This window comes from Stenotrophomonas maltophilia (assembly GCF_003970865.1).
GTDB classification, from domain to species: domain Bacteria; phylum Pseudomonadota; class Gammaproteobacteria; order Xanthomonadales; family Xanthomonadaceae; genus Stenotrophomonas; species Stenotrophomonas maltophilia_AR.
Genome location: NZ_RXLZ01000039.1, coordinates 37,683 through 51,018 on the forward strand (window position 1 = coordinate 37,683; position 13,336 = coordinate 51,018).

The following is a 13,336-nucleotide window of genomic DNA, read 5'->3' on the forward strand; positions in this document are numbered from 1 at the left end:
GGCAGGCAGATGTCTTCCGTTCCTTCCCCCGCCACCGCAGCGCCGGTGGTCGATTTCTTCCACGACGTGGTCTGCGGCTGGTGCTTCGTGCTGGCCCCGCGCCTGCAGCATGTCTCGACCGAACTCGGCATCCAGGTGCGCCACCGCAGCTTCGTGCTGCAGGACTCGCGCGCGCAGATGGTCGAGGTGTTCGGCTCGATGGAGCGCGCCAAGGCGATCATCCTGCGCCACTGGACCGACTGCGCCGCGCATGAAGACACCGCGCGCATCGATATCGAAGGCATGCGCGCACAGGACTTCGAGTATCCGTCCGGCTGGCTCGGCGCACTGGCCTGCCAGGCCGCCGGCATGCTCGGTGGCAACGACGCCCATGGCGCGATGTTCGATGCCGTGCAGTGGGCGCACCTGCACCAGCACCGCAACATCGGCGACGCCGAAGTACTGCTGGATATCGCCGAATCACTGGGCCACCCGCGTGGCGCCTTCGCTGACCACATGCGCAGCGACGCAGTACGCCAGCGCGTGCAGGCCGATCGTGCCGAAGCCGCTGCCCTCGGCATCCGTTCCATTCCCACCGTGATCGGCGGCAACGGCCTGCGCCTGCAGACCCTGCCGCTGCCACACCTGCGCCAGGCCCTGGCGCACCTGGTCGCGGCCTGAGCCGCACCATCCCCCCACCCTGCAAGGAGATTCCCCATGACCCCACGTACCCTGGCCACCGCGCTGGCCCTGCTGCTGGCCGGCACCGCCGCTTCCACCACCGTGTCCGCGCACGAACGCGTTCCCTCCGGCCAGCAGGTCGGCACCAGCCCCTGGGGGCCGAAGGACGAGATCGGCCGCCTCAACCTGATCACCGAGGCCTCGCGTGCGGCGATCCTGTCGCGGGTCAGCGGCGGCAAGGCCTATGACCTGGCCACCGAATACTACGTCGGCATGCCCAGCTGGCAGGATGCCGGCGACCCGCACTACCAGTTCTGGATGACCCACACCCCGCGCGGCACGGTGATGGATGATCCGATGGGCGTGGGTGAAACCATGAACCTCACCCGAAGCTACACCGGCACCGCGTTCTCGATGTACAGCCACACCGGCACCCACATCGATGCGCTGAACCACTTCGGCATCCATGGAAAGATCTGGAACGGCTTCGAGGCCGACAAGCACCTCGGCGATCGTGGCTGGAATGTCACCGGCATCGAGAAGTTCCCGCCGCTGATCGCGCGTGGCGTGCTGATCGACGTGGCCGCCGCCAAGGGCGTGGACATGCTGCCGGACAGCTACCGCGTCACCCGCCAGGACCTGAAGGATGCGCTGGCACGCCAGAAGGTGAAACTGCAGCAGGGCGACGTGGTGCTGATCCGCACCGGCCGCATGCGCCTGTTCGAACAGCCCAAGGCCTACATGGCCAACCCGCCGGGCATGGGCCTGGACGCGGCGCGCTTCCTGGTTGAAGACAGCGGCGCGATGATCGTCGGCGCCGACAACCTCAGCTTCGAGACCTTCCCCTCGGAGGTGTCCGACGACTACGTGCCGCTGCACACCTACCTGCTGGCCCAGCAGGGCGCGCCGATCATCGAGCTGGTGGCGCTGGACGAACTGGCCCGCGACAAGGTCTACGAGTTCGCCTTCATCGGCGGCCCGCTGAAGATCCGCGGTGGCGATGCCGCGCCGCTGCGCCCGGTGGCGTTGCCGGTCCGCCCCTAACCGGGGCCTGTGGGTGCCGACCTTGGTCGGCACTCCGTCCCATGCCGGGTGGGTGCCGACCTTGGTCGGCACCGCGCTTTACCGCTATCCACGCATGGCGTGGATCTACCAGGCTGCGGCATGGATTTGCCGGGGCTCTCTTCAGTAGATCCACGCCATGCGTGGATGCTTTACCCCTTCAGCAACCTGAAACCCGACCCTCCGATTTCATTAGTAATTCTACTCACAAGGCGAGTAGCATGTCCGGTCTCAGCCCCTGATACCGGCCCGTCGATACTCGCGCCATGCCCGCTGTTTCCGCCCATTCCTGCCGTTTCCAGCTCGCCCGGCGCCTCCCCAGGAGGACCGGCTGATGGGTGCCGTCGTCGCCCTCGACCGGCTGCTGGACGGGCGCCAGCTGTGGCGCGGCCCGGCCCGTCAGGGGCCGGCCAGCGACCACCTGGCCAGCGGCCACCCGGCATTGGACGCGCGCCTGCCCGGCGGTGGCTGGCCGGCCAGCGGGCTGTGCGAGGTACTGCAGGCGGCGCCCGGGGTGGGTGAGCTGGCACTGGTCTGGCCGGCGCTGGCCAAGCTGAGCCTGCGCGACCGCCCGATCGTGCTGGTCGCCCCGCCCTATCGCCCGCATGCCCCGGCCTGGGCAGCAGCCGGGCTGGACCTGGCCCAGCTGCAGATCATCCACGCCGCGCCGAAGCAGGCGCTGTGGGCCACCGAACAATGCCTTCGTTCTGCGGCCTGTGCCGCAGTGCTGTGCTGGCCACACCAGGCCGACGACCGCGCCCTGCGCCGCCTGCAGGTGGCCGCCGACAGCGGCCAGTGCCTGGGCTTCGTGTTCCGCGAGGCGCAGGCGGCGCGCAATCCCTCCCCGGCCAGCCTGCGCCTGCAGCTCGACCACGGCCAGGTGCGGGTGCTGAAGTGCCGTGGCGGCCTGCCGCCGGCGCAGCCGTTGCCGCTGGCCATCGCCCACTGAGGCCGCGCCATGCACTGGGCCTGCCTGTTGTTGCCTCAGCTGGCGCTGGACAGCGTGCTGCGCCTGCAGCCGGATCCGCAGCGGCCACTGGTGCTGCTGCAGGGGCCAGCACAGCGTCGCGTACTGCGTGCGGTCAGCCCGTCGGCACGCGCAGCGGGGCTGCGCCCGGGCATGCTGCTGTCGGCTGCGCAGGTACTGGTGCAGGACCTGCACCTGCACGACTACGACCCGAACGCCGAACAGCAGACCCGGCAGCTGCTGGCCAGCTGGGCCTACGCCTACAGTTCGCAGGTCAGCCTCGATTTTCCGCACGCGCTGGTCATGGAAATCGGTGCCAGCCGCGCCCTGTTCGGCGACTGGCTGACGATCGAAAAGCGCCTGCGCAACGAACTGCATGAGCTCGGTTTCCGCCATCGCCTGGTGGCCGCGCCCACCGCGCATGCCGCGCGCGTGCTGGCCAACGTCCACGACGGCCTTGGCATCGATGCGCAGCAGCTGCCAGCGGCACTGGCGCAGCTGCCGTTGCCACGCTGTGGCCTGCCCAGCGACGCGGTGACCGTGCTCGGCCGTTCCGGCCTGCGCACGCTGGGTGCGGTGCTCGAACTCCCTCGCGACAGCCTGGCCCGGCGCTTCGCACCGGAGGTACTGCAGCAGCTGGATGCGCTGCGTGGGCTACCCACCGCGCCACTGCGCTACTACCAGCCACCGGACCGTTTCGATGCACGCATCGAATTCGAGTACGAGATCGAATCCAGCCAGGCCCTGTTGTTCCCGCTGCGTCGCCTGCTGCTGGACCTGGCCGCGTTCCTGTGTTCGCGCGATGGTGGCGTGCAGCGTTTCGACCTGCATTTCGAGCACGACCTGCTGCCGGCCAGCGTGCTGACCATCGGCCTGCTGGCGCCCGAGCGCGATCCCGCGCTGCTGTTCGAGATCGCACGCAACCGCATGGAAGCGTTCGCCCTGCCGGCTGGCAGCCGTGCACTGCGCCTGCAGGCCGAGCAGCTGCCACCGTTCGTGCCCGCCGCGCGTGACCTGTTCGATACCCGGCCGGCGCAGGCGATGCCCTGGAACCAGCTGCGCGAGCGCCTGCGCGCGCGGCTGGGCGATCACGCCGTGCAGCCGCTGGCGGTGCAGGCCGACCATCGCCCCGAACGCGCCAGTGGCACCCAGCCGCCGGCCAAGCCTCCGTCGTACTGGCCGCTGCGCCCCGGCTGGTTGCTGGACACCCCGCAACCGCTGCGTGATCCGCGGCTGCGCATCGTCACTGGACCGGAGCGGATCGAATCGGGCTGGTGGGACCAGGCCGACGCGCGCCGCGACTACTACGTGGTGGAAACCACACACGGCCAGCGCGGCTGGGCTTTCCGCGAGCGCAACGATCCGCAGGCGCCGTGGATGCTGCACGGCTGGTTCGGCTGAGCCGCCATGCACAGCGAACTGCCCGGCTACGCCGAACTGCACTGCCTGTCGGCCTTCAGTTTCCAGCGCGGTGCTTCGATCGCCGAAGAGTTGTTCGCGCGCGCCGCCGGCCAAGGCTATCGCGCGTTGGCGATCACCGACGAATGCTCGCTGGCCGGCATCGTGCGTGCCTGGCAGGCGGCGAAGACGCATGGCGTGGCGCTGATCGTCGGCGCCGAATTCCAGATCGAGGACGGACCCAAGCTGGCCCTGCTGTGCACCGACCAGGCCGCCTATGCAGGGCTCTGCCAGTTGATCACCACCTGCCGGCGGCGCGCGGCCAAGGGCGAGTACCGCTGCCTGCGCGAGGACCTGCTCGGCCTGCCCGACGGCCTGCTGTGCCTGTGGCTGGACCGGCAACCGGCCGCCACCGACCTGGAACTGCTGCGCGCCGGCTTCGATGATCGGCTGTGGCTGGCAGTGGAACTGCACCACGAACACGACGACGTACGCCGCCTGCAGCAGCTGCAGGCCTTCGGCGAACGCCACCGCCTGCCGCTGGTCGCCAGTGGCGATGTGCACATGCACGTGCGACGCCGCCGCGCCCTGCAGGACACGCTGACTGCGATCCGCCACCGCTGCAGCGTGGCCGAAGCCGGCTGGCGCCTGTTCCCCAACGGTGAGCGCCACCTGCGCCCGCGTACCGCGCTGGCCCAGCTCTATCCGCCGGCCCTGCTGGCCGAGACCCTGCGCATCGCCGAGCGCTGCCACTTCACCCTGGAGCAGCTGCAGTACACCTATCCGCGCGAGCTGGTGCCGGAGGGCCACGATCCGGACAGCTGGCTGCGCGTGCTGGTCGAGCGCGGCATCCCGTGGCGCTGGAAAGGCGGCATCGAACCAGCGCAACGCACGCAGATCGAGCACGAACTGGCGTTGATCAGGCAGAAGAACTACGCCTCCTACTTCCTCACCGTGCAGGACATCGTGCGCTTCGCACGCAGCCAGGACATCCTCTGCCAGGGCCGTGGCTCGGCGGCCAATTCCGCGGTGTGCTTCGTGCTGGGCGTGACCGAGATCGACCCGGCGCGCAGCAACCTGCTGTTCGAGCGCTTCATCTCCGCCGAGCGCGACGAACCACCGGATATCGACATCGACTTCGAACACGAGCGCCGCGAGGAAGTGCTGCAGTACGTGTTCAAGCGCTATGGCCGCGAACGCGCCGCACTGACTGCGGTGGCAATCAGCTACCGCGGCCGCAGCGCGATCCGCGATGTGGCCCGTGCACTCGGCCTGCCGATGGACCAGGTCAACGAACTGGGCGCGGCAATGGACCACTGGGGCGGCCACGTACCACTGCCAGAGACACTGCGCGAGCGCGGCTTCGATCCGGAAACACCGCTGATGCGGCGGCTGCTGGCGTTGACCGCCGAGCTGATCGACTTCCCGCGCCACCTGTCGCAGCACCCGGGCGGCTTCGTGATTTCCGAGCACCCGCTGTCGACCCTGGTGCCGGTGGAAAACGCGGCGATGGCCGATCGCACCGTCATCCAATGGGACAAGGACGATCTGGATGCCACCGGCCTGATGAAGGTCGACTGCCTGGCGCTGGGCATGCTCACCGCCATCCGCAAGTGCCTGGCAATGCTGCAGCAACATGGCCTGCACAGCGGGCGCATGGATGCGATCCCCGACGAGGACACCCCGACCTACGACATGATCTGCGCCGCCGACACCATCGGCGTGTTCCAGATCGAGTCGCGCGCGCAGATGGCGATGCTGCCACGCCTGCAGCCACGCGAGTTCTATGACCTGGTGATCGAAGTCGCGATCGTGCGCCCCGGACCGATCCAGGGTGACATGGTCCATCCTTACCTTGAGCGGCGGCGGATCCTGCGTGAACAGGGACCGGACGCGTTGAACGACCCGGACAACCCGCTCTACCCGCCACAGCTGAAGCGCGTGTTCGCGCGCACCCTCGGCGTGCCACTGTTCCAGGAACAGGTCATGCAGTTGGCGGTGGAAGCGGCCGGCTACACCCCGGGCCAGGCCGATGCCCTGCGCCGCTCGATGGCGGCGTGGAAACGCCGTGGCGGCCTGGAGCCGCACCGCGAGAAGCTGCTGTCCGGCATGCTGAGAAACAACTTCAGCCGCGAATACGGCGAGCACCTGTTCGAGCAGATCAAGGGATTCGGCGATTACGGCTTCCCGGAAAGCCATGCTGCCAGTTTCGCCCTGCTGACCTATGCCAGCTGCTGGCTGAAGTGCCATCACCCGGCCGCGTTCACCGCCAGCCTGATCAACAGCCAGCCACTGGGCTTCTACAGCCCCGACCAGCTCCTTCAGGACGCGCGCCGGCATGGCATCCGCGTGCTGCCGGTGGACGTGCGCCACAGTGACTGGGACTGCACCCTGGATTTCAGCAAGGGCGCGGCCGCGATCCGGCTCGGCCTGCGTCTGGTCGATGGCTGCAACGAGCCCGCCGTGCAGGCCATCATGCGCGAACGTGCGCGGCGCCCGTTCGACGATGTGGGCGACCTGTGCCAGCGCACCGCACTGGACCGCCGCCAGCAGGGCCTGCTGGCCGATGCCGGTGCACTGCGTGGGCTCAGCGGCCATCGCCATCGTGCACGCTGGGATATCTCCGGTGTGGAAAACCGGCTGCCACTGTTCGACCAGGCCCGTGCCACCGCCGAAGCCCGCGTGCCGTTGCCCCTGCCCAGCGCCTGGGAAGACATGCAGGCCGACTACCGCAGCACCGGCACCACCCTCGGCCGGCACCCGATCTCGTTCCTGCGTGCGCAACTGCGCAGTCGCGGTTGCCTGGATGCCGCACAGCTGGCAGACCACGGCCATGGCCGACGCGTACGCATCGCCGGCCTGGTACGCATGCGCCAGCGCCCGCAGACCGCCAGTGGCGTCACCTTCCTTACCCTGGAAGACGAGACCGGCATGGTCAACGCCGTGGTCTGGCGGCACCTGGCCGATCGCCAGCACCGGGTGCTGGTCGATACCCAGCTGATGCAGATCGATGGCCGCCTGGAACGCGTCGATGGCGTGCAGCACGTCATCGTGCAGCGCATGCACTGCCTGGATGAACTGCTGCAGGGACTGCGCAGCCACAGCCGCGATTTCCACTGACGATACACAACGTCACACAACGAACTGGCCATTGCCGGTCCGCATCCGCTATCGTCGGCACATCCAAGGAAGGACGACCCGATGCCCCGCGCGCTGCTGCTGACCACCCTGGTGGTCTCGACCCTCGCCCTGCTTGTTTCCGGCTGGACCGCCTGGAGCCTGCATCGCAGCCAATCGCCACAACGCATCATCGAGGCACGCGGGCTGGTCATCCACGATGCAAGCGGCCAGCCGCGGGTGATCCTCGGCGCACCGGTTCCCGATCCGCTCAGCCAGGGCCGCCCCCAGGGGCCGCGTGCCACCGCCCTGTCCGGCCTGATCCTGCTCGGCCCGGATGGCACCGAACGCGGCGGTTACGCTACCAGCGACCGTGGTGGCGAAGCCCTGCTCACCCTCGACGATGCCACCGGCACCACCGAAGTATTCAAGGTCGTCGCCAACCCGGACCGCGGCGCCAGCCTGATGGTCAAGCACCAGAACAACACCGGCGCCATGCTCACCTCCTGGCAGGGCAAGCCGGAGCTGATGTTCGTCGATGACAGCGGCCAGTCCTACTACGTGCGCCCCGGCGCCAACGCCGCGCCCTGATCTGCTTCTGTAGCGTCGAGCCGTGCTCGACTGCCTCTACCAACAGCAGCCGAGCATGGCTCGGTTCTACAAAGACGAAGCAAAGTCGAGCATGGCTCGACGCTACAGACCGCACACCGCCGTCAGGTCATCCGCCAGCTGCCGCAGCTGCGCCGTCCCCAGCGCCGCGCAGGTGATGCGCAGGCCATGCCCCGGCGCCGCCACCGCGAACACTTCACCAGCGCGCACATGCCACCCGCGCGAAGCCAGCGCCAGCACCTGCGGATGGCTGTCGGCCTGCAACGGCAGCCACAGGTTCAATCCTTCCATCGGCAGCGGCGTCAGCATGCCACGCGCGCGCAGCAGCTCCTGCAGCGACTGCAGGCGCTGCTGATAACGCTCACCTGCCGAGGCGATCTTAGCCCGCTGCATTGCCGACGCCAGCACCGAGGTCGCCGCATCCTGCAGCAGGTGGCTGACCCAGCCGGTGCCGGACGCCAATCGCAGCCGCAACCGCATCGCGGTTTCTTCATCGCAGGCCAGCCAGGCCAGCCGCAGGTCCGGGCCAAGCGGTTTGGACAACGAGCGCAGCAGCGCCCAGCGACGACCATCCAGCGGCAGCACCGAGTGATAGCCCTGCTGCGAGAGCAGCGCATAGTGATCGTCGATCAACACTGCCACCTGCGGGTAGGCCGCCAGCAACTGCCGCAACGCCCGCGCCCGCTTCGCATCCAGACTGGCCCCGGTCGGGTTGTGCGCCCGCGGCGTCAGCAACACCGCACGTGCGCCGGCCTCCAGTGCCTGCCGCAGCGACTCGACCTGCATGCCATGTGCATCCACCGCCACCGGCAACGGCACGTGACCCACAGCGTTGAGCACATTGAGGCTGCCGAGGAAGCACGGATCCTCCACCGCGATGCGATCCCCCGGCAGCAGCCACGCCGCCAGCAGGCGTTCAATGCCATCGACCGCGCCATGGGTCAGCTCCAGCGCATAGCCCTCCGGGCAGTCCGCATCCAGCGAGGCGCGCGCCAGCGCCTGCAACCTCGGATCGACCGTACCCACGCCATACAACCGTGGTGCGGCCGGGGCCAGGCGCAGGTTCGGCAGCAGGCGCGGATCCGGATTGCCACCGGCAAGGTCCTGCAGGGCCAGCCCGGGCGTACTGCCTTCGCGCGCCAGCGGCGGCGGCAGGCCACGCACCACCGTGCCGCGGCGACCCGCCGTGCTGGCCAGGCCCGCCGCATCCAGGCGCTTGTAGGCAGCGGCCACGGTGTTGCGGTTCACTCCCAGCTGCTCGGCCAGTTCACGCACCGGCGGCAGCACGCTGCCGGCCGGCAGGCGGCCCTTGCCGATGCCGTCGCGGATGCTGTCGAAGATCGACTCGGCGCTGTGCCCGGTGATTTTCATTTTGTCCTATGCCAAAATATCTCTTGTCCTGTGCCAGTGTATCCCACCCTGGCCGCCCTGCATTGGAGGTGCCCGCATGCCCCTTGCCGCTGCCGACTGGCCCATCGCCCAGTCCGTTGAACAGATCGCCGCCAACCTGGTCACGGTGCGCCAACGCATCGCCGATGCCTGCGCCCGCGTCGGCCGGGATCCGGCCAGCGTGCGCCTGCTGCCGGTCAGCAAGACCGTCGATGACGCTCGCATCCGCATGGCGGTGGCCGCAGGCTGCCACGAACTGGGCGAGAACAAGGTGCAGGAGGCACAACGCAAGGCCGAAACGATGGCCGACCTGGGCGTGCACTGGTCGGTGATCGGTCATCTGCAGACCAACAAGGCGCGCTACGTGGCGCGCTTTGCCAGCGAGTTCCAGGCACTGGACAGCCTGCGCGTAGCCGAGGCCCTGCAGCAGCGCCTGCAACTGGAAGAGCGCACGCTGGATGTGTTCGTGCAGGTCAACACCTCGGCCGAACCGAGCAAGTACGGGCTGGAACCCGATGCGGTCGAGGCCTTCGTGCAGCAGCTGCCGGCGTTCGATCGCCTGCGCGTGCGCGGCCTGATGACCCTGGCCATCTTCACCCCCGACGTCGAGCGCGTGCGCGCCTGCTTCGTGCGCCTGCGCGAACTGCGCGACCAGCTGCAACGCACCGCCCCGCCCGGCCTGGACCTGTCGCAGCTGTCGATGGGCATGTCCGGTGATTTCGAAGTGGCCATCGAGGAAGGTGCCACCGTGGTCCGCGTCGGCCAGGCCATTTTCGGCGCCCGCGCCACCCCGGACAGCTTCTACTGGCCGAACAGCGGAGCCCCGGCATGAAGCACGCGGTTGTCCTGCAACACGTTGGCTTTGAAGACCTCGGCACCCTGCAGCCACTGCTGTTGGCGCAAGGCTGGCAGCTGCAGCTGCTGCAGGCCGGCGTCGATGTGCTCGATGACGGCGAAACCGCCGACCTGCTGATCGTGCTGGGCGGTCCCATCAGTGTCAATGACACAGGGACCTATCCCTTCGTCAACGACAGCATTGCCCTGCTGCAGCGCCGGCTGCAGCGGCAGCGGCCGACCCTGGGCATCTGCCTGGGTGCACAGCTGATGGCGCGGGCACTCGGTGCCAGTGTCGCTCCCAGTGGTGGCAAGGAAATCGGCTTTGCGCCACTGCTGCTGACCGATGAAGGCCAGCGTTCTCCGCTGCAGTCCCTGCAGGGCATTCCGGTACTGCATTGGCATGGTGAGGCGTTCGAACTTCCGGCCGGTGCACGCCGCCTGGCCAGTACGCCGGCCTGCCGTCACCAGGCGTTCGCCATCGGCAGCCACGCACTGGCCCTGCAATGCCACCCGGAACTGGATGCCCGCCAGTTCGAGCGCTGGCTGATCGGCCACACGCTGGAGCTGGCCCAGGCCGGCATCGATCCCAACGACCTGCGCGCGCAGGCGCGTCGCTATGGCGCACCACTGGCTGCGGCCGCCACCGCGATGTTCGACCATTGGCTGCAGGACCTCCCGGAGACACCGCGATGAACTACCGACTGCAGATCCACCGCGATGGCGCCCACTGGGGCCACTTCGACTGCAGCGGCCCCGATGCCCTGCAACGCATGGACGCCATCGCCGCACAGCTGCCTGCCGATCAGGGCTTCCAGCTGAAACGGCAGAAAGGTGTCGGCGAAGAGCGCATCCTGTCCAGCAATGCCGATGGCCTGCGGGTACTGGCTTCGCAGATCCAGTACCGCGACATCTGACCCGATGGTAGTGCCGGCCGCTGGCCGGCATCCGGATCTGCCGGCCAGCGGCCGGCACTACCCGACGGCATTCCAGCATGCCAATCTTCCACCATGCTGACCCTGCAACGCGGCAACCACCACGGACTGCTCATCGCCCCGCGCTGGCCCTCCACCCGCATCCAACTGGAAGAAGAGGTACTGCAACGCCTGCTCGACGCGCAGGCAATGCTGCCTGCCGGGCTGCGCCTGCTGCTTACCCGTGGCTTCGAACCCAGCCACAGCCGCCTCGGTGGTTTCCGCCGCGCGGTGCGATGGCTCGGTATTGCAGTATTCCGCACCTGCTATCCACAGCGCCGCGATGAAATCGATGCCATCTTCGGTGCCAACGGCCACGACATCGATGGCCGTCATATCGATGTTTCACTGGTACTGCACGGCAAGCGGCTGCGGCTGCTGCCCCTGGGCGTGTTCACCCCACCGCGCTGGCAGGATCGTCGCGTCGCCCACCATGCCGAAGCGGTCGCGCGGGTGAAGCGCAGCCTGCAGCACTGCGGCTTCGAGCTGCATCACAACCCCACCGAAGCCCTGCAGATCCACTGCGACTATCGCCCGCGCTGACGCCGCGGTGGCCCATGCGTGCTGTGCCTCGCGCCATAGATGCAAATGATTCTCTTTTGCTGTAAGGTGCAGCCGCTGCCCTTGCCGCCGCGGGCTGTTCCCTTTCCCAGTTGTCGCCCGCCCCGTGTCCACGCCTGTCGAACCGACGGATGTCGCGCAGCTGTGCGCGGCCCATTACCGGCCGCTGCACGCCCATGTCCGCCGCAAACTCCCGCAACGCAGCGACGCCGATGACGTCGTCCAGGAAACCTGGCTGCGTGTCGTCAAAGTCGCCGCCAGCGGCCTGCTGAGCAATGGCCGCGCCTATCTGTACCGCGTCGCCCACAACCTGATCGCGGATCACTACCGGCAGCGCCAGCGCCGTCGCGAAGAGGCACTGGATGACACGCAGTTGCAGGCCATCACCGATCCTGCACCACTGCCCGAGCAGCGACTGCTCGACGCCGAACAGCTGCGCCACCTCGACGCGATCATCGCCGCGCTGCCACCGCGCTCGCGCCAGGTGTTCCTGCTGGCGCGGGTTGAACAATTGGCTCTGGCCGAGATCGGACGCCAGCTCGGCATCAGCCGGCAGACCGCGCACGGCCATCTGCTGCGCGCCCTCGTCGCCCTGCAGCAGGTGCCCGGCGCATGAGCCAGGACGCGATCGCGCGCGAAGCCGCACGCTGGTGGCTGGACGGGCACGACGGTGACCGCGACGAGAACGCGTTCGACCAGTGGTACCAGGCCGACCCCCGCCATGCCGCGCAGTACCAGCATCTGCAGCACCTGTGGCAGGCAGGCGCGACGCTGCCCAGCCTGCAGCGGCAACAGCAGCGCAGGCAACGCCGTCGCCTGCGCGAAGCCGGCATTGCGGTTCTGTTGCTGTGCGCGCTGGGTCTCTACAGCCGCCATGCCTCGCCGCCCGTGGCGCAGGTACTGCGTACGGCCGCTGGCGAGATCCGCGAAGAAACCCTTCCGGATGGTTCGCATGTCCTGCTGTCACCCGGCAGCGAAGTGAAGGTGCGCATCGATGGGCAGCGCCGCCAGCTCCAGCTGCAGCGCGGCCAGGCCTGGTTCCAGGTCGCTGCCGATGCCGACCGGCCCTTCCAGGTGCATACCCCACAGGGCACCGTCACTGCACTGGGGACCGCATTCGATCTTGCCGTGCAGGGCAACAGCAGCGTGGTCACCGTTACCGAGCATCGCGTGCGCGTGGACAGCGGCAACGTCAGCATGCTGGCCGACGACGGCGAGCAGCTGCGCTTCGATGGGCAGGCAACAGCCCATGCAACAACCGCCGCCCCCGGAACACTGGCCTGGCGCGAGCGGCGCCTGCACTGGGTGTCGGCCCCGCTGGCCGACGTCACGCAGGGCCTGGACCGCTGGCACGGCGGGCACACGTGGGTCGTCGGCGAGCAGCTGCGCCAGCAGCCGGTCACCCTGCTTGGCAGTGCCGACGGCGCAGCCAGCAACCGCGACCAGTTGGCCACTCAGTTGCAGGTACGCGTGCTGCGCCTCGGCGCGGGCATACAGGTGTGGCTGCCGCCACGCAGGGAACAGCGTGATGGACCCTGACATCCGGCCTGCGGCTGCGTCTACCCAGGATGACGACGCTCTGCGTCAGCCCCTGGCTGTCTCGTTTCCAACTCTCCGAGCCCACGGACCGACCTCATGACCCGTGATGCGGCTCCGTAGTGGACACACAAATTCTGAGTTAACTAACAAGCTCAGGAAGCGATGACGGGCTGGCTGACCGCAGGTGGTGCAATGTACCTACGATGTGTGTGCGCTCATGTACTGA

13 protein-coding genes are annotated in these 13,336 nt (G+C 68.4%); 12 read left to right on the forward strand and 1 reads right to left on the reverse strand.

What is annotated here, in order from left to right; genetic code table 11:
* Nucleotides 1-9: 9 nt before the first annotated feature.
* From EKL94_RS13955 to EKL94_RS13980, 6 genes are all read left to right on the forward strand, one after another.
* On the forward strand, nucleotides 10-660 hold the full coding sequence (locus EKL94_RS13955; RefSeq protein WP_126929532.1) for a DsbA family oxidoreductase: 651 nt from the start codon (nucleotides 10-12) through the stop codon (nucleotides 658-660).
* Between the two features lie 36 nt (nucleotides 661-696).
* Nucleotides 697-1,704: a cyclase family protein gene (locus tag EKL94_RS13960; RefSeq protein WP_005410050.1), complete on the forward strand. Its 1,008-nt coding sequence runs from the start codon at nucleotides 697-699 to the stop codon at nucleotides 1,702-1,704.
* A 352-nt stretch (nucleotides 1,705-2,056) separates the two neighbouring features.
* Nucleotides 2,057-2,671 (forward strand): translesion DNA synthesis-associated protein ImuA, encoded by a 615-nt coding sequence (gene imuA, locus EKL94_RS13965; protein WP_088436417.1) that lies wholly within the window; start codon nucleotides 2,057-2,059, stop codon nucleotides 2,669-2,671.
* A gap of 9 nt (nucleotides 2,672-2,680) precedes the next feature.
* Complete coding sequence (locus EKL94_RS13970) at nucleotides 2,681-4,090, forward strand: Y-family DNA polymerase (protein WP_126929533.1); 1,410 nt, start codon at nucleotides 2,681-2,683, stop codon at nucleotides 4,088-4,090.
* 6 nt (nucleotides 4,091-4,096) lie between these two features.
* Nucleotides 4,097-7,207 (forward strand): error-prone DNA polymerase, encoded by a 3,111-nt coding sequence (locus tag EKL94_RS13975; RefSeq protein WP_126929534.1) that lies wholly within the window; start codon nucleotides 4,097-4,099, stop codon nucleotides 7,205-7,207.
* Nucleotides 7,208-7,288: 81 nt separating this feature from the next.
* Entirely contained in the window at nucleotides 7,289-7,795 is a 507-nt protein-coding gene (locus EKL94_RS13980) for a hypothetical protein (RefSeq protein WP_126929535.1), read from the forward strand.
* Between the two features lie 102 nt (nucleotides 7,796-7,897).
* On the opposite strand, the gene ptsJ is transcribed toward EKL94_RS13980, so the two are convergent.
* Nucleotides 7,898-9,184: a MocR-like B6 salvage transcription factor PtsJ gene (ptsJ, locus tag EKL94_RS13985; protein ID WP_126929536.1), complete on the reverse strand. Its 1,287-nt coding sequence runs from the start codon at nucleotides 9,182-9,184 to the stop codon at nucleotides 7,898-7,900.
* A 76-nt stretch (nucleotides 9,185-9,260) separates the two neighbouring features.
* Between ptsJ and EKL94_RS13990 the strand changes: the two genes are divergently transcribed.
* The 6 genes from EKL94_RS13990 (at nucleotide 9,261) to EKL94_RS14015 (ending at nucleotide 13,110) form a co-directional block, all read left to right on the forward strand.
* Nucleotides 9,261-10,034 (forward strand): YggS family pyridoxal phosphate-dependent enzyme, encoded by a 774-nt coding sequence (locus EKL94_RS13990; protein ID WP_126929537.1) that lies wholly within the window; start codon nucleotides 9,261-9,263, stop codon nucleotides 10,032-10,034.
* Complete coding sequence (locus EKL94_RS13995) at nucleotides 10,031-10,732, forward strand: glutamine amidotransferase (RefSeq protein ID WP_126929538.1); 702 nt, start codon at nucleotides 10,031-10,033, stop codon at nucleotides 10,730-10,732. The genes EKL94_RS13990 and EKL94_RS13995 overlap by 4 nt, the downstream gene beginning before the upstream one ends.
* On the forward strand, nucleotides 10,729-10,953 hold the full coding sequence (locus EKL94_RS14000; protein ID WP_005410058.1) for a hypothetical protein: 225 nt from the start codon (nucleotides 10,729-10,731) through the stop codon (nucleotides 10,951-10,953). Before EKL94_RS13995 ends, EKL94_RS14000 begins: the two co-directional genes overlap by 4 nt.
* Before the next feature lie 93 nt (nucleotides 10,954-11,046).
* Nucleotides 11,047-11,553, forward strand: coding sequence for a hypothetical protein (locus tag EKL94_RS14005; RefSeq protein ID WP_126929539.1), 507 nt, complete (start codon nucleotides 11,047-11,049; stop codon nucleotides 11,551-11,553).
* 124 nt (nucleotides 11,554-11,677) lie between these two features.
* Complete coding sequence (locus EKL94_RS14010) at nucleotides 11,678-12,187, forward strand: RNA polymerase sigma factor (protein ID WP_126929540.1); 510 nt, start codon at nucleotides 11,678-11,680, stop codon at nucleotides 12,185-12,187.
* Nucleotides 12,184-13,110, forward strand: a complete 927-nt coding sequence (locus tag EKL94_RS14015; protein WP_099553186.1) for a FecR family protein — start codon at nucleotides 12,184-12,186, stop codon at nucleotides 13,108-13,110. The genes EKL94_RS14010 and EKL94_RS14015 overlap by 4 nt, the downstream gene beginning before the upstream one ends.
* The last annotated feature ends 226 nt before the right edge of the window (nucleotides 13,111-13,336 follow it).